The 19218-nt window shown below is 64.9% G+C and carries 20 protein-coding genes and 3 pseudogenes (1 of these 23 cut by a window edge); 6 read left to right on the forward strand and 17 right to left on the reverse strand.

What is annotated here, in order from left to right; genetic code table 11:
• Positions 1 to 246, forward strand: the 3' portion of a protein-coding gene (locus ALC15_RS24595) for a hypothetical protein (RefSeq protein WP_050629514.1). Its footprint begins 387 nt before the window's first position; 246 of the gene's 633 nt are visible here — the last part of the coding sequence; the start codon falls outside the window, past its left edge; its stop codon occupies positions 244 to 246.
• A gap of 85 nt (positions 247 to 331) precedes the next feature.
• Here the strand turns inward: ALC15_RS24595 and ALC15_RS24600 are convergent, their stop codons facing one another.
• Positions 332 to 1420 carry a TRAP transporter substrate-binding protein gene (locus ALC15_RS24600; protein ID WP_050629491.1) on the reverse strand — a complete coding sequence of 363 codons (1089 nt, stop codon included), beginning with the start codon at positions 1418 to 1420 and terminating at the stop codon, positions 332 to 334.
• A gap of 305 nt (positions 1421 to 1725) precedes the next feature.
• On the opposite strand from ALC15_RS24600, the gene ALC15_RS46450 reads away from it, so the two are divergent.
• Together ALC15_RS46450 and ALC15_RS46455 are read left to right on the forward strand one after the other, a co-directional pair.
• Positions 1726 to 2250 (forward strand): NAD-dependent epimerase/dehydratase family protein, encoded by a 525-nt coding sequence (locus tag ALC15_RS46450; RefSeq protein ID WP_244486237.1) that lies wholly within the window; start codon positions 1726 to 1728, stop codon positions 2248 to 2250.
• Positions 2151 to 2810, forward strand: a complete 660-nt coding sequence (locus ALC15_RS46455; RefSeq protein ID WP_244486238.1) for a Rossmann-fold NAD(P)-binding domain-containing protein — start codon at positions 2151 to 2153, stop codon at positions 2808 to 2810. Before ALC15_RS46450 ends, ALC15_RS46455 begins: the two co-directional genes overlap by 100 nt.
• Before the next feature lie 79 nt (positions 2811 to 2889).
• Here ALC15_RS46455 and ALC15_RS24610 read toward each other — a convergent pair whose 3' ends face one another.
• From ALC15_RS24610 to ALC15_RS24630, 5 genes and pseudogenes are all read right to left on the reverse strand, one after another.
• On the reverse strand, positions 2890 to 4197 hold the full coding sequence (locus ALC15_RS24610) for an NAD(P)H-dependent oxidoreductase (protein ID WP_050629515.1): 1308 nt from the start codon (positions 4195 to 4197) through the stop codon (positions 2890 to 2892).
• Between the two features lie 192 nt (positions 4198 to 4389).
• Positions 4390 to 5190, reverse strand: a complete 801-nt coding sequence (locus ALC15_RS24615; RefSeq protein WP_050629492.1) for a phytanoyl-CoA dioxygenase family protein — start codon at positions 5188 to 5190, stop codon at positions 4390 to 4392.
• 57 nt (positions 5191 to 5247) lie between these two features.
• Positions 5248 to 5922, reverse strand: a complete 675-nt coding sequence (locus tag ALC15_RS24620; protein WP_050629493.1) for a GntR family transcriptional regulator — start codon at positions 5920 to 5922, stop codon at positions 5248 to 5250.
• Between the two features lie 347 nt (positions 5923 to 6269).
• Positions 6270 to 7519 (reverse strand): annotated as a pseudogene (locus ALC15_RS47950) (M20/M25/M40 family metallo-hydrolase).
• Between the two features lie 54 nt (positions 7520 to 7573).
• Positions 7574 to 8439 (reverse strand): annotated as a pseudogene (locus ALC15_RS24630) (sigma-70 family RNA polymerase sigma factor).
• Between the two features lie 110 nt (positions 8440 to 8549).
• On the opposite strand from ALC15_RS24630, the gene ALC15_RS24635 reads away from it, so the two are divergent.
• On the forward strand, positions 8550 to 9005 hold the full coding sequence (locus ALC15_RS24635; protein ID WP_050629516.1) for a carboxymuconolactone decarboxylase family protein: 456 nt from the start codon (positions 8550 to 8552) through the stop codon (positions 9003 to 9005).
• Positions 9006 to 9045: 40 nt separating this feature from the next.
• Here the strand turns inward: ALC15_RS24635 and ALC15_RS24640 are convergent, their stop codons facing one another.
• Positions 9046 to 9855, reverse strand: a complete 810-nt coding sequence (locus ALC15_RS24640; protein ID WP_050629494.1) for an alpha/beta fold hydrolase — start codon at positions 9853 to 9855, stop codon at positions 9046 to 9048.
• A gap of 157 nt (positions 9856 to 10012) precedes the next feature.
• Here ALC15_RS24640 and ALC15_RS24645 point away from each other — a divergent pair, with 157 nt between their 5' ends.
• Positions 10013 to 10555, forward strand: coding sequence for a methylated-DNA--[protein]-cysteine S-methyltransferase (locus ALC15_RS24645; protein ID WP_050629495.1), 543 nt, complete (start codon positions 10013 to 10015; stop codon positions 10553 to 10555).
• A gap of 64 nt (positions 10556 to 10619) precedes the next feature.
• Here the strand turns inward: ALC15_RS24645 and ALC15_RS24650 are convergent, their stop codons facing one another.
• The 5 genes from ALC15_RS24650 to ALC15_RS24670 form a co-directional block, all read right to left on the reverse strand.
• Positions 10620 to 11489 (reverse strand): MBL fold metallo-hydrolase, encoded by an 870-nt coding sequence (locus tag ALC15_RS24650; RefSeq protein ID WP_050629496.1) that lies wholly within the window; start codon positions 11487 to 11489, stop codon positions 10620 to 10622.
• 19 nt (positions 11490 to 11508) lie between these two features.
• Positions 11509 to 12702, reverse strand: coding sequence for a serine hydrolase domain-containing protein (locus tag ALC15_RS24655; protein WP_050629497.1), 1194 nt, complete (start codon positions 12700 to 12702; stop codon positions 11509 to 11511).
• A 23-nt stretch (positions 12703 to 12725) separates the two neighbouring features.
• Positions 12726 to 13340, reverse strand: coding sequence for a glutathione S-transferase family protein (locus ALC15_RS24660; RefSeq protein ID WP_050629498.1), 615 nt, complete (start codon positions 13338 to 13340; stop codon positions 12726 to 12728).
• A gap of 139 nt (positions 13341 to 13479) precedes the next feature.
• The gene (locus tag ALC15_RS24665; protein WP_050629517.1) at positions 13480 to 14322 is read right to left on the reverse strand and encodes a fumarylacetoacetate hydrolase family protein; all 843 of its coding nucleotides are present in this window, start codon (positions 14320 to 14322) and stop codon (positions 13480 to 13482) included.
• Positions 14323 to 14478: 156 nt separating this feature from the next.
• A complete protein-coding gene (locus ALC15_RS24670) occupies positions 14479 to 15114 on the reverse strand; it encodes a TetR/AcrR family transcriptional regulator (protein WP_050629518.1) in 636 nt (211 codons plus the stop codon).
• Between the two features lie 172 nt (positions 15115 to 15286).
• Here ALC15_RS24670 and ALC15_RS24675 point away from each other — a divergent pair, with 172 nt between their 5' ends.
• Positions 15287 to 15652, forward strand: a complete 366-nt coding sequence (locus ALC15_RS24675; RefSeq protein ID WP_244486241.1) for a hypothetical protein — start codon at positions 15287 to 15289, stop codon at positions 15650 to 15652.
• A gap of 6 nt (positions 15653 to 15658) precedes the next feature.
• Here ALC15_RS24675 and ALC15_RS24680 read toward each other — a convergent pair whose 3' ends face one another.
• The 5 genes and pseudogenes from ALC15_RS24680 to ALC15_RS24695 form a co-directional block, all read right to left on the reverse strand.
• On the reverse strand, positions 15659 to 16507 hold the full coding sequence (locus tag ALC15_RS24680; protein WP_050629499.1) for an MBL fold metallo-hydrolase: 849 nt from the start codon (positions 16505 to 16507) through the stop codon (positions 15659 to 15661).
• A 21-nt stretch (positions 16508 to 16528) separates the two neighbouring features.
• Positions 16529 to 17356, reverse strand: coding sequence for an NADPH:quinone reductase (locus tag ALC15_RS24685; protein ID WP_244486242.1), 828 nt, complete (start codon positions 17354 to 17356; stop codon positions 16529 to 16531).
• On the reverse strand, positions 17338 to 17517 hold the full coding sequence (locus ALC15_RS46465) for a hypothetical protein (protein WP_244486243.1): 180 nt from the start codon (positions 17515 to 17517) through the stop codon (positions 17338 to 17340). Before ALC15_RS46465 ends, ALC15_RS24685 begins: the two co-directional genes overlap by 19 nt.
• A gap of 166 nt (positions 17518 to 17683) precedes the next feature.
• Positions 17684 to 18465, reverse strand: a pseudogene (locus ALC15_RS24690) (SDR family oxidoreductase).
• Positions 18466 to 18600: 135 nt separating this feature from the next.
• A complete protein-coding gene (locus ALC15_RS24695; RefSeq protein WP_050629500.1) occupies positions 18601 to 19116 on the reverse strand; it encodes a CvpA family protein in 516 nt (171 codons plus the stop codon).
• Positions 19117 to 19218 lie beyond the last annotated feature (102 nt).

Here is a 19218-nt window from a genome sequence, read left to right on the forward strand (position 1 = left end):
GTGCTCGGCGGCTTCGATCCGCAGACCAAGAAATATGTCGGTCCCGAGGCGGTGCTGAAGGCGCAGATCGCCCAGGTCCAGGCCGACAAGAAGATGTCGGCCAAGGACAAGAAGGACGCGCTTGCCGACCTCAACGAAGCCCTGAAATCGCCGCCGCCCGCGGTCGAGAACAAGGGCAACATCGATATCGTGACCAAGAGCTACGACAAGCTGATGGAAGAGTTCGGCGGCAGCGACGACAACTGAGCCGCCATCCGAATCGAACCCGAATCAAATTGAGCCCCGGAGAATTTCTCCGGGGCTTTTTTATTGTCCCGACACCGCGCTTGGTTCAGGTCCGGGTGCGCATCCGCATCATGAAGCTGTCGAACGAGAGCTCGGCGACCTGCATCCAGGCCAGCGATTCGTTGCGATAGGCGGACAGGCTCGCATACATCTTGCCGAAATGCGGATTGCTCTTGGCGAGATCGGCGTAGATCTCGTTGGCTGCGTTGTAGCAGGCCTCCAGCACTTCCTGCGGGAACGGCCGCAGCTGCGCGCCGGCCACGATCAGGCGTTTCAGCGCCGGCGGATTGACCGCATCATATTTGCCGGTGACCCAGGTGAAGGTGTCCTCGGACGCGGCCTGGATTGCGGCCTGATAATGCTTCGGCAGCGCGTTCCACTTTTCCTTGTTCATCACATTGTGGCCCTGGCCGGTGCCTTCCCACCAGCCGGGGTAATAGTAGAATTTCGCGACCTTGACGAAGCCGAGCTTCTCGTCGTCATAGGGGCCAACCCATTCGGCGGCGTCGATGGTGCCTTTCTCCAGCGCCGGATAGATATCGCCGCCCGCGATCTGCTGCGGCACGCCGCCGACCTTGGCGATGATGGTGCCGGCGAAGCCGCCGACGCGGAATTTCAGCCCCTGCAAGTCCGCCATCGACTTGATCTCCTTCCGGAACCAGCCGCCCATCTGGGCGCCGGTCGAGCCGGTCGGAATGCCGACGCAGTTGTATTCGCTGAGCAGATTGTTGAGCAGCTCGCTGCCGCCGCCCCATTGCAGCCAGGAAATATGCTGGCGCGTGTTGAGGCCGAATGGCAGCGACGTGCCGAAGGTGAAAGCGGGATTCTTGCCCCAGTAATAATACAGCGCGGTGTTGCCCATCTCGACCGTGCCGTTGGAGACGGCGTCGAGCACCTGCAGGCCGGGCACGATCTCGCCGGCAGCGAACGACTGGATCTGGAATCGGTTGTCGGTGATTTCGGCGACGCGCTTGCAGAAGAATTCGCAGCCGCCATAGAGCGTATCGAGCGCCTTCGGCCAGCTTGCCGCCAGCCGCCATCTGACCTCGGGCATCGATTGCGCGACCGCGGGTGCAGCGACTGCCGTCGCCGCGAGCCCGACGCCTCCTGCTTTCAAGAAATCACGACGCTTCATGCGTAGCCCTCCTGTGTGCCGATGCCTCGACAAGGGAACGATCTTGGTGCCGTCTTTCTTCGCCGATCGATCGACGTTGCTGTGATGATGTGTCCGGTGGCCCTCGACGGGCTCTTGTGTGGAAATCCGTTTCGTCCGGTTCCATCGCTCAGGATGATGGTTTGCCGGCGGAAATCAAGCGCCGGCCTTGGTTGCAGCTGCGAAGGAAAGTCGTCGCTGTGGGTCTCATCCGATACCCGCGCGACGGGCTGCGGGGCCTGTCGCGATCTGCTACGCAGGCAGCGAGTTGATGGGAGTTCAAGGACATGGCCAACAAGAAAGTCGTGGTCGCCGGCGCGACCGGCTTGGTCGGCAGCGCCGCCTTGCGACACTTCGGCGCATCCGACGATTGCGAGCGCATCGCGCTGTCGCGCCGCAAACCACGCGATCTCTGCGGTGCGCGGCACGTGCCGATCGATCTCACCAGCGCTGAGGATTGCCGCCGCGCCGCGGCTGAGTTCGGCGGTGCAACCCATCTGATCTATGCCGCGCTCTATGAGGCGCCGAGCCTGGTCGATGGCTGGCGTGACGCCGGGCAGATCGAAACCAACGACCGGATGCTGCGCAATTTGATGGGCGTGCTCGAACCCGCAGCGCCTGATCTCAGGCATGTTGCGCTGCTGCAGGGCACCAAGGCCTATGGTGTGCATGTCCGGCCGCTCACGGTGCCGCGCGCGAGGGCCGCTCGGAAATGTACGAGCAGCCGAATTTCTATTGGGCGCAGGAGAACTTCCTGCGCGAATTGCAGCGCGGCAAGAGCTGGCACTGGAGCATCCTGCGTCCGGTGCTGATCATCGGCGAAGCCATGGGCGGCGCGATGGACCTGATCCCGCCGCTCGGCGTCTATGCGGCGGTGCTGCGCGCGCAGGGCAGGCCGCTCGATTATCCCGGCGGCGCGCCGCGCGTCGCGCAGGCGGTCGACGTCGATCTCCTGGCGCGCGCGATCGCCTGGTCGGGCGAGGCCGAGACCGCGCGCAACGAAGCCTTCAATGTCACCAATGGCGATGTCTTCACCTGGGAGAATATCTGGCCGGCGGTATCAGATGCGCTCGAAATGGCGCCGGGCACGCACGTACCGCTGTCGCTGGCACAGGAGTATCCGAAATGGATCCCGCTGTGGGACGAACTGCGCAGGAAGCACGATCTGATCGCGCCGGGTCTGGAAGAGTTCGTCGGCCTGTCGTTCCAGTATGCCGATTACAGCATGCGCTATGGGCAGACCGAATCCGGTCCGCCGTCGATCGTGTCGACGGTCAAAATCAACCAGGCCGGCTTCACCGAGATGATGGATACCGAGGTGATGTTCCGGAAGTGGTTCAGGCTGGCGAAGGCCGGCCGGCTATTGCCGTAGTTGCCGGCGCGCTCTCTCGTCTCCCTCGCCCCGCTCTTGCGGGGAGAGGCGGAGAAGCCGCAGCGCTGTGAGCTGAGCGCTAGCGCGAAAACGCCTGCTCCATCGCCTTGCGGGTCTTGATCGTGTCGTTGCGCTCGTCGACCTCGACGTCGCTCCAGCGCACCACGGCGCCGTGGGCAACGTCGTTCTTCAGCTTGACCCGATGCGCGAGCCCGATCGGCAGTGCCCCGGTGGCGAGGCTGGCGGACGCCGGCATCAGTTTGCCCCACACCGTGTAGCCGCCTTCGCCGTCCAGCATCTCGCCGGCGCGCAGATTGCGTTTCGCCACCGAAGCGACGTCGCCGCGGAAGCCGCGCGGCTGCCCGGTCGGCTCGTTGCGCAGCGCCGCCGACAGCACCGAAATATTCAGCTCGAGCCCGATCAGATGATACGGCTTGTACATCGCCGCATAGCGGCCGGATGAATCGGTCTTGAGGCCATACTGCTTGAAGCAATCGGCGGCATAGTCGTTCGGTGCCTCCAGCACCACATAGACGCCCCAGCGCAGATCGCGGAATACCGGACGGCCGTCGCGCTCCAGCGACGACACCACCTCGACGATGCCGGATTTCTCCAACACGCCGCCTTTGTCGCGCGGGCGCATCACATGCGGCAAATCGTCGACGCCGCAGGGCGGAAACAGCAGGCCCTCCGACGGCACGTCGAGCGTGCAGGCATTGGCGATCGCCGCCATCTCGATCGCGGATTTGGTGCCATCGAGGAAGGAGTTGAACATCTGCGGATTCATGCCGGCGGATTGCGCTTCGCCCGCGGTGAGCCCGTAATGCTGCCACACGCCTTCCGGCGTCACGTCGTGATAGACCGGCAGGTATTTGGTGCCCTTGCCGGCGGCGACGACGCGAAAGCCGGTGGCGCGCGCCCAGTCGACCATCTCCGCGGTCAATGCGGGCTGATCGCCATAGGCGAGCGAATAGACCACGCCGGCCTTGCGCGCCTCTTCGGCGAGCAGCGGGCCGGCCAGCACGTCGGCTTCGACATTGACCATCACGACATGCTTGCCGGCCGCGATGGCTGCGCGGGCATGGCGAATGCCGACCGCGGGATTGCCGGTCGCTTCGACGACGACGTCGAATGCGCCGCCGGCGATCGCCCGCGCGCCGTCGTCGGTGAAGGTGGTTGCATCGATCCGCGCGTCGTCCCAGCCGACCGTCCGGCAGGCCTCGCGGGCACGCTCGCGGTCGAGATCGACGATCACGGGCACCTCAAGCCCCGGCGTGTGCGGCACCTGCGACAGAAACATCGAGCCGAACTTTCCGGCGCCGATCAGGACGACGCGCACCGGCTTGCCGGCGGCGGCGCGGGTTTTGAGGAGGTGATGCAGGTTCATGTGCTGGTTACCGATGGTGCAGTCGCGCAGGGCGCGCGACAAGGAAGAAGTTGTCATTCCGGGGCGCGACGAAGTCGCGAGCTAGGATGTGCAATTGCACATCTGAGAATCCATCGTACTACGAAACGTGCGGCCAGATGGATTCCGGGCTCGACGCTTGCGCGTCGCCCCGGAATGACGGCGTCTCGGACTTTACTCCGCCGCCTGCCGCGGCGCACGGGCCAGCCGCAGCAGCGCGTCGTCGGCGACCGTCTGGATCGGCGTGAAGTCGCGGTGTGCGATGTAGTCGGGCCGCGTCGGGGTGCGGATGTAGTTCGAGACCGCGTTCAGCGTCAGATAGACGATCTTGCGCGGGTAGGGCGTGATGTTGCCGCTCGATCCGTGCACCAGATTGCCGTGGAACATCAGCATGCCGCCGGGCTTGCCGGTCGGCGCGACGATGCCGCCCTGCTTGACCAGGCGGGTCACCGTCTCCTCGTCCAGCGTCCACAGCGGGTAGGAGGTGGTTTCGAGGTCATGCGAGGCCTTGAGGTCGCCCGCGGTCTGGCTCTGCGGCACCAGCATCAGGGGGCCGTTGATCGGCATCACCTCGTCGAGGAAGATCGCGATGTTCATCGCGCGCGGCTCCGGCATGCCGTCGTCGCGCTTCCAGGTGCCGTAATCCTGGTGCCACTGCCAGACGTCGCCGGTGAAGGCCGCCTTCGCGTTGATCTTGAACTGATGCATGTAGACCTTCTCACCGAACAGCTGCTCGATCGGGTCGATCATGCGCGGGTGCGCGCCGAGGACGCCGAACGCCTCGTTGTAGAGATGCGCGGCGAATGCGGTGCGCGGCGCGCCGCTCTTCTCGCGCCACACCTCGGGGCGGTTGGCGTCATAGATCGAGATCGCCTCGCGGGCGAGGAAATCGACTTCTTCCTGGCTGAACAACTCAGGCAGGAACAGCCAGCCTTCGCGATGGAAAAATTCGACCTGCTCTTGGGTCAGTTTCATGGTGCTTTCCTCCCTTGATTATTGGTCTTCGTTCTTGCGGCGCCGTCAGGTTTTCGTTCACGCCGCTACGTCGGTCGCTCTCAATCTCTCTTCGGTCATCCGTCCAGCCGTCTGCGCATGCGCCAGCGCGGCAGCCTCCGCGGCGGCGGCATTGCCGGAGAAAATATGCGCGGCGATGGCCTCGTGCTCGGTCCAGGCGCTGTCGCGGTAATCGAGTTCGGCGAGCACGGTCGCCATCGAGCGGCGCATGTGCGGCCATTGCGGCGCGATCATCTCCTCGATCGCCGAATTGCCGGCGAGCCGATAGATCGCGCTGTGGAAGTCGACGTCGAGCGCGATCAGGCGCGCCAGTGGTGCGTGGTCGTCGATCGCGCGTCCGGCTTCGAGCGCGGCCTCGAGCTGCGCGCGTGCCGGGGCATCCTCTCTTGCGCGCCTCGCGGCAAGCCGGGCCGCCAGCGCGTCGATCGCGCCGCGGACCTCATAGAGCTCGCGGATGCGCTGCGGATCGAGCTGCGTCACCTCGAAGCCGCGCTTGCCGCTTTCCGCGACGAGACCCTGGCGATGCAGCAGGTGCAGCGCATGCGAGATCGGCTGGCGCGAGACACCGAGCCGATCGGCAAGTTCGTTTTGGGTGATGCGCTGGCCGGGCAGCAGCGTGCGGTCGATGATCGCCTCGAGCAGCCGCCCGTAGACCTGGTCGATGAGGTTCGGAAGCGGGTCCAACGGGATCATGCCGACTGTCCAATTTGGAATACGGAATTCCGTATTCAAAAAGAGACTACTGCCGGTTGTGCGAGCGGTCAAGACTCCAATTTGCGGCGGAGCTAAGCGTTTGGTAGATCGATGTTTTTCTGAAGGGTGAACCGTCCGGCGTTCGCGTCGGTTGCGCTGATCAGCCAGCCTCAATCGCGCAGCAAGCCGTCAAGCAGCCTGGTCGAACGCTGGCTACCGGCTCCTTTGCATGGGGTTGTTTTCGATATTTTTTGGCAACGGGTCTTCCCTGCACGTGACAGTCGGGGCGGGGGCCCGGCTGCCGGCGCGAAAGATTGGCGCTGCTGTATCAACGCGATGCCGTTGCGCTACTTCGCCTTGCCCAGCTCCATCAGCATCCGCGTCATCAGATAGAGCCGCGGCACGATCGAGTTGGTGTCGATGTATTCGTCGCGCGCGTGATAGCCCCAGCCAGCGAGCCCGAAGCTTTCGACCACGACCGCCTTGCCGCTGCGCGCGGCGTAGCCGGCGTCGGTGGCACCGCCGGTCATCTCCGCGATGTCAAGCGTGCGGTCGAGTTCGGCATAGATCGCCTGTCCCTGCTTGGCGAGTGCGCGGCCGCGATCATTGGCGACGAAGGGCGGGCGGCCTGCGACCACCTTCACGCTCACCTCGGTGTCCGCAATCAGTCTGTTCTTCACCTTCTCGTCCAGCGCGGCCTGCAGCTTTTGCACGCCGTCCGGATGGTGAGGCGGATGTCGGCGCCGGCAGAGGCATGATCGGGAATCTGGTTGCGCACGGTGCCGGCCTTCGCGGTGGTCCAGTTCAGCTGCGTGCCCGGAATCGATTTCGCGACGTCCTGGGTCTGCAGCAATTGATGCGCGAGCTCGATCAGCGCGTTGCGGCCGAGCTGCGGCGCCGCGCCGGCATGCGAGGCCTTGCCCTTCACATCGAGCGTGCCGGTCGCGGTGCCGCTGGCGCCGAGCAGCAGGCTTTCATTCTTGGCCACCGGCGGCGCGACCGTCGGTTCACACGACAACACCACGTCGTGCTGGTCGGCGAGCTCGGCGATGATCTCGCCGGAGCCGATCGAGCCGACCTCCTCGTCCGGGTTGAACGACACCGTGAGCTTGGCGTAGTCGCGCCAGCCCGCATCGTTCAGGATCTTCAGCGAATGCAGGATGACGGCGATGCCGCCCTTGTCGTCGGCAATGCCGGGTCCGTAGATCCTGTTGCCGTCGACTTTGTAGGGCTGGCTGTCGAGGATGCCGTGCTCGTAGACGGTGTCCATATGCGCGATCAGCATCAGCTTCTTGCTGCCGGTACCTTCGAAGGTGCCGATCACCATGTCGGCGCCGGCGCCCTTGGTGGTCTTGCGCCGTTCGGTCTTGGCGCCGAGCGCCTTCAGCCGCGCTTCGGTGTAGTCGGCCATCTTCTTCAGACCTTCGACATCGCCGGAGCCCGACTCGATCAGCACCATATCGTGCAGGCTTTCGATCACGGCGGGCTGGGCCTGCTCGGCGGCCGCGCGCAGCTTCTCATCCACGGCAGCAAGGGCGGAGGACGAGGCGAGGGCGAGCAGGCCGGCCGACGCGAGCAATTTGATCGATAGTTTCATGATTGTCCTCCCTGCATGAGCGCAGGGAGACACTAACATCGCGACCTAGCCGCGTCAGGTACGATCGAGCACCTCGACATCCAATGTTTCGATCTGCGCGGGTTCGGCGGTCGCATCGATCTCCGCGATCCTGTCGCCTGAAATCGTGACCCGCAGCACGACGCGCAGCTTGCCACCGAAGATGACGGCGACGCCGATCTCGCCGTCGACCAGCGCCGGCCGCGCCGCCTGCGCGCGTCCCTTGAAGCTCTGGGCGACAGCGGTAGCGCCGCGGATCACCGGCAGCGAGCCGAGCCGCTGCGCCGCCTGATCGGCGCGCACCACGACGTCGGGCGCGAGCACCGCGAGCAACCCTTCGAAATCGCCGTTGCGGGATGCCGCGAGGAAGGCCTCGACGATGCCGCGCTGCCGGCCGAGATCGGCATCCGGCGCGGCCGGTGCGCCCTGCACGCGACGCCGCGCACGGCTGGCGAGCTGCCGCGCGGCGGCCGGCGTGCGTCCGACGATTGGCGCGATCTCCTCGAACGGCACCGCAAACATGTCGTGCAATACGAACGCCAGCCGCTCGGCCGGCGCCAGCGTCTCCAGCACCACCAGCAGCGCCGCGCGACGGAGTCGGCCATTTCGGTCTCGCGCTCGGACGGATTATCCGCAACCGGTTCGGGCACGTGCGGACCGATCGGCTCCTCGCGGCGCGATTTGCGCGCGCGGAGAATGTCGAGGCAGATCCGCGCGATCACCGTGGTCAGCCAGCCGCCGAGATTGTCGACCGCGGCAGCGTCGGTACGGCCAAGCCGCAGCCAGGCTTCTTGCACGGCGTCGTCGACCTCCGCGGTCGAGCCCAGCATGCGGTAGGCCACCGCCCGCAACCGCGGCCGGTTGGCCTCGAACTGCTCCGCCAGAAATTTCTTCTCGTCCATCGGTCACATTCCCTTGGTCCGCTCCGTCATGGCCATGACGAACGAAAGCCGGCCGATGTGACAGCAGATCGGCACGGCGACGTCAAAAGGCAAATCAGGAGAGCGATATGATGAAAGCCCGCATGAACCACCCGGTGATGGTTGTTCCCGAAGCCATGAAGGCGCTGCAGGCGCTCAGCGAGAGCACCAAGCCGGCGCTGCCGGAAAAGCTGCTCGAACTGGTCCATCTGCGCGCCAGCCAGATCAATGGCTGCAGCGTCTGCGTCGACATGCACCCGAAGCTCGCCCGCCGCGCCGGCGAGACCGACGAGCGGCTGTTCGCGGTCGGCGCCTGGCGCGACACGCCCTATTTTACGGACGCTGAGCGCGCGGCGCTGGCGCTGACGGAAGCGGTGACCCGGCTCAGCGACCGCGAGGATCCGGTGACGGACGCGGTGTGGGACGAGGCCGCGAAGTACTTCGACGAGCAGCAGCTGGCATCGCTGGTGCTCGGCATCGCGGCGATCAACGTCTGGAACCGGCTGAATGTCGCCGTGCGCCAGCCCGTTGGTTCGTGGAAGGTGTGATCTTCTCCCTCTCCCCGCCAGCGGGGAGAGGTGCACCGCCTCAGCTTGCCAAGAACTCTAGCACGATCTCGCAGTAGCGCTGCGGGGCCTGCTCGAACATCGGATGCGTGGTGCCGGGGATCATCTCGGTGCGCGAACCCTGCACGTTGGCGGCGAGGGCGTGCAGCACCTTCGGCAGCACGCCCTTGGTGTTGGCGCCGCCGATGAACAGCGTCGGCGTCTTGATCGCCTCTGCGTCGGCCTTCGAGAACGGCGGTCGCTGGTCGCGGGTCTGGCCGATCAGCGTGGTCGCATTGTCGCGCAACAGCTGCTTGGAGGTCGCCGGAATCCGTTTCCAGGCGCCGGGGCCTTCGAGCGCGTCCATGAAGATCTGCAGGCCGCCGTCGATATCGCCCTTGGCGATTTCGGCCGCACATGCCGCGAAGCGTGCTGCCAGCGGCGAGGGGCCCGGCTTGAAGTCGGGATCAAGGGTTTCATCGAGTTCGCCGCCGGGCTCGGCCAGGATCAGCTTGCGCAGCAGGTCCGGCCGCCGCTGCGCGGCGCGGAAGCAGATGTGCCCGCCGCGGGAATGCCCCATCAGGTCGACTGGTTTGGTATCGAAGGCCTCGATGAAGGCGACGACGTCGTCGACATGCTGCGCGATCGAATAGGTGTCGCCGACGCCGTCCCAATGCGCCGGGAAGAAATGCCGCAGGCTGACCGCGATCACGCGATGGTGGCGGGTCAGCGGGCCGAGCACCGCCGACCAGATCCGGAAATCGCACAGCGAACCATGCACGCAGACCAGCGGCGGCCCAGCTCCGATATCGAGATAGGGCATGTCGAAACCGTTGACGCGGAGGCTGTGCATTTTGAGGGCTCGCGGAGGGCAGGAGATGTTGTTGATTTGGCCCAAGTTCCCACGGAATTCGGGTGGATAGCAACATTCTCCAAGCCTAGATTTCAGATCAACAGCAGGCTCACGCGTGAGCTGAAGGAATGATATCAGGGAACATCTGGAGCGAGCCATGACCGGCCAGCATTTTGCAATCTTCGACACCATGATCGGCGCCTGCGGCGTCGTCTGGGGCGAGCACGGCGTTACCGGCGTGCAGCTGCCGATGGGTAACGAAGAGAAGACCCGCAAGCGGATTTTCCAGCGCAATGGCGACGTCACCGAGGCGGCCCCGCCGGTCGAGGTGCAGCACGCGATCGACGGCATGATCGAGCTGCTCGCCGGCAAGGCGAACGACCTCGCCGACATCGTGCTCGACCTCGATGGCGTGCCGGAGTTCAACCGCGGCGTCTACGACATCGCGCGCCGGATTCCGCCGGGCAAGACCATGACCTATGGCGACATCGCCAAGCAGCTCGGCGGCGTCGAGCTGTCGCGCGACGTCGGCCAGGCGCTCGGCCGCAACCCGTGCCCGATCGTGGTGCCCTGCCACCGGGTGCTGGCGGCGGGCAACAAGCCGGGCGGCTTCTCGGCCAATGGCGGCGTGGTCACCAAGCTGAAGATGTTGCAGATCGAAGGCGCGGTGGTGAACCACACGCCGAGCTTGTTTGATTGAGGAAGAATCACCCTCCCCTGGAGGGGGAGGGTGGCAGCGCGCTTCGCCGCGAATTCAGCGCACCTCAGACCGTCTGGCACACAAACCCGTTGCCCTTCCGCCTGATCTTGCCGACGGACGGCGAGGGGAAGTGCGCGGGGCAGCACAGTGTGTCGGTGTCGCAATATCGCTCCAGGAAACCGCGGCGCGTCTTCGCGGCCTGCGCCGGGTCGACGTCGAACTTCGGCGACAGCTCCGGATAAAGCGTCTGGATCGGCGAGTGCATCAAATCGCCGGCGAACACCGCATCATCCTTGCCGCGGCCGAAGGTGAAGGCGAGATGGCCGGGGGTATGACCGGGTGTCGGCAGGATGCGCATGTGATCGCCGATCGCGAAATCATTGCCGACGAGCTCGGCCCGCTTGGCTTCGACCACCGGCAGCACGCTGTCGACGAACGGCGGGACTTCCGCCTTGGCGTTGGTCTCGGTCCAGTAGTCGAACTCGGTCTTGTCGAACACGTAGCGCGCGTTCGGGAAGGTCGGGACCCAGCGGCCGTTCTCGAGCCGCGTATTCCAGCCGACATGGTCGACATGCAGATGCGTGCACATCACATAGTCGATGTCACCGACCGCAAAGCCCGCCGACGCGAGGCCGCGCAGATAGTTGTCGTCGGTTTTCATATTCCAGCTCGGCCGCCCCGGCCGCGGCTTGTGATTGCCGATGCAGCTGTCGATCAGGATGGTGTGGTGCGGCGTCTTCACGATGTAGGACTGGAACGCCAGGATCAGCGTATCGCTGTCGTCGAGCGCGCCGGCGGCCTTCATCCAGCCGCGGTTCTCGGCGAGCACTTCGGGTGTCAGGCCAGGCAGCATGTCGTGCGCGGGCAGGAACTTGCCTTCCTCCTCCACGATGCGATGAATGGTGAGATCGCCGGCGGCAAATTTCAGGCTCATGGGTGATTTCCTTGAGAGATCAGTGCGCGTCGCGCACGGCGGGAATGATGATGTTGGCGAGGATATCCATCGCCGCAAGCCCTTCCTTGGGCTGGCCGTACTGGGCTGCCGTCGTCATCATCACAAGATCGAGATCGGGCACGACGATGATGCGTTGACCGCCCCAGCCGAAGGCGCCGACCCATTTCACTTCCTTGCCGTTGGACAGCGAGCGACCCATCCACCACTGATAGCCGTAGAACAGCGTACCGCCGAAATAGCCGACGGCCTGGAAGCGCGGCGTGATCGATTGCGCGATCCAGTCGGCCGGCACGATCTGCTGCTCCTTCCACCGCCCGTGGTCGAGCACGAGCTGCCCGATCTTGGCGGCATCGCGCGGACGAAGCCGGAGGCCGGCAGCGGCGGCAATCTTGCTGTTTTTCGGATAGGCCTTCCACTCGAGATCGGTGATGCCGAGCGGCTGGAACAGCGTCTCCCGCGCGAAGGCTTCGAGCGGCTTGCCGGAGACCTGCTCGATGATGTTGCCGAGCAAATCCGTGCCGCCGCCATTGTAGGTCCACAGCGTGTCCGGCGGTGCTACAATCGGTTTGGCCAGGACATAGCCGATCGGATCGGCATCGAAGGCGAGATGCGGCTCGTCATTGTGCGGATCGGTCCAGGGCAGCGCTTCGTCCCATTGAATGCCCGACGACATCGTCAAGAGATGGCGCAGCGTGATCGCGTCCCATCCCGCTGATTTCACCGATCGGTGCTCGGGAAAGAACTTCACCACGGGTTCGTCGACGCCGGCGATCAGCTTGCGGTCGATGGCGATGCCGACCAGCAGCGACGTCACGCTCTTCGATACCGAACGCATGTCGTGCCTGGTCGTCGCCGTGAATTCGGTGCGGCCCTCCGGATAGCCCCACGGCTGGTCGATGCCGGCGAAATACTGCTCGAACACCAGCCTGCCGTGACGTGCCACGACGACGGAATGAATCTCGCTGCTGCGCAAGCCGAGCCGCGCGGCGATGCTGCACAGCCGCTCGCCATCCATGCCGACGCTGTCGGGTGACGCGATCGTCCAGCCATCGTCGAGCGCGGCCGGCGATCCGCAGGGCTGGCCGTTTTGTCCGGTTTTCATGTCGTCGGCCCTCAGCGTGGTGATCGAGGCCGTCAACGCGAGCACGAGGCTCGCGCCGAGAAGCAGGAGGCGGGGGAGGCGATGGGGCATCGTCATCCTCCCGCCTTGCTCCGCTACGCCGCTGGCGGCGCCGAGATCTTCACCGACGGCCGTTCCTGCATGCGCTGGTAGAAGGCGTCGAGCTTCGGATAGGCCTTGCGCCAGCCGCAATCGGCGAACCGGAAATCGGCATAGCCGAGCACACAGACCAGGCCGATCTGCGCGATGTCGAACGACGAGCCGTCCAGCACGTCCGGCCGGCTCTCGAACCGCGCCATGCCGGCCCAGGCCCTGTTCCAATGATCGTCGTACCAGGCCTGCCACAGCGAGCCCTGCGGCCGCACCATCTTCTCGTAGCGGCAAAGCAGCATGGAATCGAGCATGCCGTTGAGCAGCGAATGATCGGTCTTCAGCTTCCAGCGCCGCGGGCCGTAGCCCGGGATCAGCCGGCCGCCGCCGATCTCGTTGAGATATTCGACGATGACGTAGGAATCCAAAATCACGTCGCCATGGTCGAGGATCAGCACCGGCAGCTTCTTCAGCGGCGAGATCCTGGAATATTCGTCGTTGGCCGTGCCCGGTGCGACGGTGGCCGGCACGAACTCGATCTTGTCGATCAGGCCGAGCTCGATCGCCGCGATGCGCACCTTGCGGGCGAACGGGGAGGCGGGAGAGAAGGTGAGTTTCATTGGGGCTCCTCGGTAGAGCTATCGTATTGGAGCGTCATTGCGAGGAGCGAAGCAATCCATTCATCCAGCATGGTTGGATAGATGGATTGCTTCGCTTCGCTTGCAATGACGTGGTAGCGCCGGTGTCCGGCGCCGGACCTCAAGCCGCGACGATTTCCTGGCGCTGCTCGCCGAGGCCTTCGATACCGAGGGTCACGACGTCGCCGACATTGAGGAAGGTCGGCGGCTTCATGCCGAGGCCGACGCCGGGCGGGGTGCCTGTGGTGATGATGTCGCCGGGCAGCAGCGTCATGAACTGCGAGACGTAGGAAATGCACTTCGCCATCGTGAAGATCATGGTCCTGGTCGAGCCGGTCTGGCGGCGCTGGCCGTTGACGTCGAGCCACATCGACAGGTTCTGCACGTCGGCGATTTCGTCCTTGGTGGCAAGCCACGGGCCGACCGGACCGAACGTGTCGTGCGACTTGCCCTTGGTCCATTGTCCGAGCCGCTCGGTCTGGAAGTTGCGCTCGGAGACGTCGTTGCAGACGCAATAGCCGGCGACGTAGTTGAGCGCGTCGGCTTCCGAGACGTACTTGGCGCGGGTGCCGATGATCGCGGCGATCTCGACTTCCCAGTCCAGCTTGGTCGAGCCGCGCGGCTTCTCGACTGCATCGTTCGGGCCGGACAGCGAGGTGTTCGCCTTCATGAAGATGATCGGTTCGGTCGGGATCGCCGCCCCGGTTTCCTTGGCGTGGTCGGAATAATTGAGGCCGATCGCGACGAACTTCGAGATGCCGGTGACGGGGGCGCCGAAGCGCGGCTTGCCGGAAACGGCGGGCAGGGAGGCGGGATCGAGGGCAGAAAGCTTCTTCAGCGATTCCGGCGCGTAGGCTTCGCCGGTCAGGTCCTTCACATGGGCCGAGAGGTCGCGGAGCTGGCCGGATTTATCGATCAGACCGGGCTTTTCCGCACCCTTTTCGCCATAACGAACAAGCTTCATGTTGATCACTCCCTACGGTGTCTTGAGGATTGTTACTGGTATACCTCGACATGCTTCATGGAACAGCGCGGGCGGAAATTCAACCGCTTCGCGGTCACGACATTGCAGCCATCACCTTCCGACGTGGCGGTTTTGAGCTGCTCTTTCAAATAGCGGTCATGATCGCGGGCGCGGCACGGCCAGCATCCGCGTGAACATCTCTTCCAGCAGCCGGCACGGCGGCTCGGGATCGCGCATGCCCGCGATGATGGCATCGTCCGCCACCGCATGCATTCCGTCGAACACGATCAGCGCGGCACTGCGGGCGTCCGGGAACGTCCAGACGCCGGCCTTCCGGCCGTCCTCCAGCACGGCGACGATCTGGGCGATCACATCGTCCTTTTCCTGCGATTGGCGCTGATGATGCGGGAAGTCGTGAAACACGACGTCATGCAGTTCGACATTGGCAAGATAGGTTCCGACGGCGCCGCGTAGCCAGGCCGACAGCCGTCCGGCGTGATCGTCCGGAGCGCACGCGCCGATCGCAGCCGCGACACGGGACAGGAAGTCCTGCGTGAAGCGTGCGCGCAAGGCGAGGATCACGTCCGCCTTGGTCGAGAAGTAATGGTAGAAGGTGCCCTTCGCGACGCCGGCCCGGGCGACGATGTCGTCGATCGTGGTGGTCTCGATGCCTCTTGAGATGAAGAGCGCCGCTGCCGCCGACATCAGCTCGTCCACCCTGACCTCGGCGGGTTGAGTCCGCCGCCAGTGCCGCGATGTGTCGCGCCTGGTCGCCTGCCGCTTCCCGATCATGCCGTTAGCATCCATCCGTACCTGATATCCGATTCTTGGATCGCATATTTAGAATGACTTTGAAATGGCTTAGTTGAATTGACCGACCGTCAGTCGATATGTATCTGTGATCCGGCCACGGCAGCTGCCCGATCAGCATGGCGAGGCGCCGTCCGTATCACGAGGAGTCTTCATGAAATTCTTTCGCGAGGCCGAGCCCGGCATCTTCATCACGACCGGTCGCCTGCAAACCGAGCAGGATGGTTGCGACTGGACCGCGGAATACAGCGAGCTTCTTGCTGCGGATCGTCCGCTTGCCGTGATCGTCAACGTCAACGATCAGCCGGAGGTCGCCGCCGGCAAGCCGATGGTGCTGTGGATGAAGGCGCGCAAGGCCGAGCTCGGCCGGCTGATCCGGGTCACCGTCTATATCGCCGATGACGATGCGGAACGCGCCGAGCTCGAGCGCACCCTCCCGGACGGGCCAAGGCGTTGCCCTATCCGGCTGCGATCGCCGCCAGCGAGGCGGACGCGCTGTTCCTCGCGCGCGCCAGCTTGATCTAGCTTACCCCAGCGCGATGAACCTGAACGCGTCGCCGTCGCGCTTGATGTGGCCGGCGTTGAAATGCCCGCCGATCACCAGCGTAGGCGTGTCGGCAAAGCGCGAGAACAAGTCGCGCCGGGTGGCCGCCGATTGCTTCTGGTCGGAGTCCGCGGTCGACGACCAGTCGAGGTGATACATCTGGCAGGGATGATGCGCGGCATCGCCGGTCAGCAGCCCTTCCTCGCCGGCCGACTTGATGTGGATGCTCATGTGGCCCGGGCTGTGTCCCGGCGTCGGGATCAGCGTAATCTCTTCGGTCAGCCGGTGGTCGCTCGGCACCAGCTCGGCCTTGCCGGCATCCGCGATCGGCTTCACGGAATCGGCGAACACGGCGGCATGCGCTGGATCGTCGCTGTGGTCGCGCCAGTGCTCATACTCGGTCTTGCCGAACACGTAGCGCGCATTGGCAAAAGTCGGCACCCATTTGCCGCCGGCCAGTTTCGTGTTCCAGCCGACATGGTCGACATGCAGATGCGTGCACAGCACGGTGTCGATGCTGTCGGGTGCAAAACCAGCCGCGGTCAGCGTCTCCAGGAACGGATCGCTGCGGTTGTTCCAGGTCGGCACGTTGCGGCCCTGCTTGTCGTTGCCGAGCCCGGTGTCGACGATGATGCGGTGCTCCGGGGTCTCCACCAGCAGCGAATGGATCGACATTTTCAGCCGGCCGTCCTCATTGGCGAAATGCGGGATCAGCCAGGGCAGGCGCTGGATCTCCTCGCGGCCTGCGAGCGGCAGGATGAAGCGTGTGCTGCCGACGGTCTCCAGCTCGACGACCTTGGTGATCCTGACCTTGCCTACGGTCCAGTGCATGCGGCGTATCCTCGGTTCTTGTTATCTGGCGCAGTCGACGATCACGGTGCCGATCTTGTCGCCCTTCTCGACGGCAAGGTGGGCATCGGCGGTCTCGGCAAGTGCGAATTGTCCGGCGATGTTGTGCACGCGGGTGCCCGATTCCAGCCATTTCGTGATGTCGGCCTGCGCGGCGGCGAGCAGCGGCGGCGGCAGCGCGAACAGCACCAGCGAGCGCACCGTGATGCACTTCTCCATCAGTTCGCGCACCGGCAGCGTGGGCGTGCGGTTGCCATTGGTGGCGTACACCGCGATGGTCGAGTTCAGCGCCATGAGCTTCAGCGTGGTTGCGAGGTTGCCGCCGAAATCGACGTCGATCACGCGGTCGACGCCGCGGTTCTCGGTGAACGCCATGACCTTGGCGACCACGTCCTCGGTCCGGTAGTTGACGACCATGTCGGCGCCGCCAAGCCGCGCCTCGACGTCCTTGACCTGCGAGCTGACCGTCGCAATCACCCGCGCGCCGCCCCACTTCGCCAGTTGCACGGCGTAGTGGCCGACCGCGCCGGCGCCGCCGGTGACCAGCACCGTCTGGCCTGCGACCGGACCGTCGGCAAACAGCGCACACCATGCGGTCATGCAGGGAATGCCGAGCGTGGCTCCGGCCGCGAACGACACGTCCTGCGGCAGCGGCGTCACCAGATAGTCGGCGAGCGTGATGTACTCGGCGGCAGTGCCGAAGGCGCGGCCGTTGCGCTGGCCGTTGAACAGCCAGACGCGATCGCCGACGGCAAAGCGCGTCACGCCTTCACCGAGCTGGTCGATGATCCCGGCGCCATCGCTGTTCGGGATCACGCGCGGAAACTCCATCGCGCGATAGTTGCCGCTGCGGCGGCCGACATCGGCCGGATTGACGCCGGAGGCTCGAGGCGAATGCGGACCTCGCCGGGACCAGCGTCGGGCGTCGGCATCTCGCCGACGGTGAGAACCGTCGGCGCCGCGCCGGTCCGTTCGTACCAGACCGCTCTCATCTAGCGCCCCTTTCCGAAGTTCGTGAACTCGTCCAGCGACCTCTTGCGCGAACTTCGGAAAGCAAGAGGGCGCTAGAAGACTCTTGAATCTCTAGTGCCGCTCGATCGATTTGAAGCTCCCAATTGGCCTCGCGGCATACGGTGCAGGAGCTTCAAATCGGCGGCACTAGAGCGTGCCCGGGAAGGCGCCGCCATCGAGCAGGATGTTCTGCCCGGTGATGAAGCCGGCCTTGTCGCCGCACAGGAAAGCGCAGGCATAGCCGAATTCGTCGGGACGGCCGAAACGGCCGGCGGGGTTCAACTTGGCGCGCTCGGTCAGGACTTGATCGGCCGAGATGCCGCGCTTCTCGGCCTCGGGCTTGGCGGTGCCGCGCAGCCGGTCGGTGTCGAACGGGCCCGGCAGCAGGCCATTGATGGTGACGTTGTTGATCACGGTCTTGCGCGACAAGCCGGCGACGAAGCCGGTGAGGCCGGCGCGCGCGCCGTTGGACAGGCCGAGGATCTCGATCGGGGCTTTCACCGCCGCGAGGTGATGTTGACGATACGACCGAACTTGCGCGCCATCATGCCGTCGACGGTCGCCTTGATCAGCTCGATCGGCGTCAGCATGTTGGCGTCGATCGCCTTGATCCAGTCGTCGCGGGTCCAGTTGCGGAAATCGCCGGGTGGCGGACCGCCGGCATTGTTGATCAGGATGTCCGGCTCGGGGCAGGCTTTCAGCACCGCTTCGCGTCCCGCCGCCGTCGTGATGTCGCCGACGATCTCGGTCACGGTGACGCCGGGGTGGCTTTTGCGGATCTCTTCGGCGGTCTGCTTCAGCGCCTCGGCGCCGCGTGCCGTCAACGTGACATGCACCCCTTCATTGGCGAGGGCGATCGCGCAGGCGCGGCCCAGTCCCTTGCTCGATGCGCAGACGATGGCGCGGCGGCCTTTGATTCCAAGATCCACGAGTTTTACTCCCTGTGATGTCAGGTGGTTTTTAAAGGTTTGATAGCGGCATTCTAGCCAAGCCCGGCGGCGTCGGTAAGAGAGGTGCAATGCATAAGTGCATGCCGGGCAGGAACAACGGGTCGTCTCGATCAACTAGATGCGCTGCTCCCGGCGCAGCCGCTCGATCGCCATGGTGGCTTCCGGTGGCAGCGAGCGGAATCCGGCCTGCCCGGCCGCGGAGAACAGCGGCCGCAACTGCGATCCGTTGAGGAACTGCGGCTGCCTCGCCAGCGGCACCAGCTGATCGAACACCAGCACCAGCGTGGTCACGACGAGACCGACCCTGACCGCGCCGAGCAGCGCGCCGCCGAGGCGGTCTCCGATCCCGATCTCGGCGCCGATGGTGTCGTCGAGCATCGTCCGCGCCATCTTTCCGAGAATGACGCCGATCACGAGGAACAGTCCGAACAGCAGCACCCCGTTGGGCGGAAACGGCGACGACGGCAACGTCGCGATGTGGGGCCCGATCATCGCCAGCGCCGCGACCGCGAGCGGCATCGCGACGAGATAGGCCAGGATGGTGACCGCGCTGCGCAGCAGGCCGGTCGTGAAGCCGGTCACGACCGCAAACAGCAAGCCGAGGATCACGGCGGCATCGAAGAGGTTCATGGGTAAGAATTTCCTGCCCGATCTCCTACGGTCCCCAGGTTGATGAAACCGGCTTGCATCCAGGACAATTGTAGCGATCAAGCGCCTACTTCCGGCAACCTG

It is taken from the genome of Bradyrhizobium viridifuturi, from assembly GCF_001238275.1.
GTDB lineage: Bacteria > Pseudomonadota > Alphaproteobacteria > Rhizobiales > Xanthobacteraceae > Bradyrhizobium > Bradyrhizobium viridifuturi.

Coding starts and splice junctions, on each gene's coding strand:
- ALC15_RS24600 (WP_050629491.1), bottom strand. CDS start 1,420: ATGAAGCGTCGTGATTTCTTGAAAGCAGGAGGCGTCGGGCTCGCGGCG.
- ALC15_RS46450 (WP_244486237.1), top strand. CDS start 1,726: ATGGCCAACAAGAAAGTCGTGGTCGCCGGCGCGACCGGCTTGGTCGGC.
- ALC15_RS46455 (WP_244486238.1), top strand. CDS start 2,151: ATGTACGAGCAGCCGAATTTCTATTGGGCGCAGGAGAACTTCCTGCGC.
- ALC15_RS24610 (WP_050629515.1), bottom strand. CDS start 4,197: ATGAACCTGCATCACCTCCTCAAAACCCGCGCCGCCGCCGGCAAGCCG.
- ALC15_RS24615 (WP_050629492.1), bottom strand. CDS start 5,190: ATGAAACTGACCCAAGAGCAGGTCGAATTTTTCCATCGCGAAGGCTGG.
- ALC15_RS24620 (WP_050629493.1), bottom strand. CDS start 5,922: ATGATCCCGTTGGACCCGCTTCCGAACCTCATCGACCAGGTCTACGGG.
- ALC15_RS24635 (WP_050629516.1), top strand. CDS start 8,550: ATGAAAGCCCGCATGAACCACCCGGTGATGGTTGTTCCCGAAGCCATG.
- ALC15_RS24640 (WP_050629494.1), bottom strand. CDS start 9,855: ATGCACAGCCTCCGCGTCAACGGTTTCGACATGCCCTATCTCGATATC.
- ALC15_RS24645 (WP_050629495.1), top strand. CDS start 10,013: ATGACCGGCCAGCATTTTGCAATCTTCGACACCATGATCGGCGCCTGC.
- ALC15_RS24650 (WP_050629496.1), bottom strand. CDS start 11,489: ATGAGCCTGAAATTTGCCGCCGGCGATCTCACCATTCATCGCATCGTG.
- ALC15_RS24655 (WP_050629497.1), bottom strand. CDS start 12,702: ATGCCCCATCGCCTCCCCCGCCTCCTGCTTCTCGGCGCGAGCCTCGTG.
- ALC15_RS24660 (WP_050629498.1), bottom strand. CDS start 13,340: ATGAAACTCACCTTCTCTCCCGCCTCCCCGTTCGCCCGCAAGGTGCGC.
- ALC15_RS24665 (WP_050629517.1), bottom strand. CDS start 14,322: ATGAAGCTTGTTCGTTATGGCGAAAAGGGTGCGGAAAAGCCCGGTCTG.
- ALC15_RS24670 (WP_050629518.1), bottom strand. CDS start 15,114: ATGATCGGGAAGCGGCAGGCGACCAGGCGCGACACATCGCGGCACTGG.
- ALC15_RS24675 (WP_244486241.1), top strand. CDS start 15,287: ATGAAATTCTTTCGCGAGGCCGAGCCCGGCATCTTCATCACGACCGGT.
- ALC15_RS24680 (WP_050629499.1), bottom strand. CDS start 16,507: ATGCACTGGACCGTAGGCAAGGTCAGGATCACCAAGGTCGTCGAGCTG.
- ALC15_RS24685 (WP_244486242.1), bottom strand. CDS start 17,356: ATGGAGTTTCCGCGCGTGATCCCGAACAGCGATGGCGCCGGGATCATC.
- ALC15_RS46465 (WP_244486243.1), bottom strand. CDS start 17,517: ATGAGAGCGGTCTGGTACGAACGGACCGGCGCGGCGCCGACGGTTCTC.
- ALC15_RS24695 (WP_050629500.1), bottom strand. CDS start 19,116: ATGAACCTCTTCGATGCCGCCGTGATCCTCGGCTTGCTGTTTGCGGTC.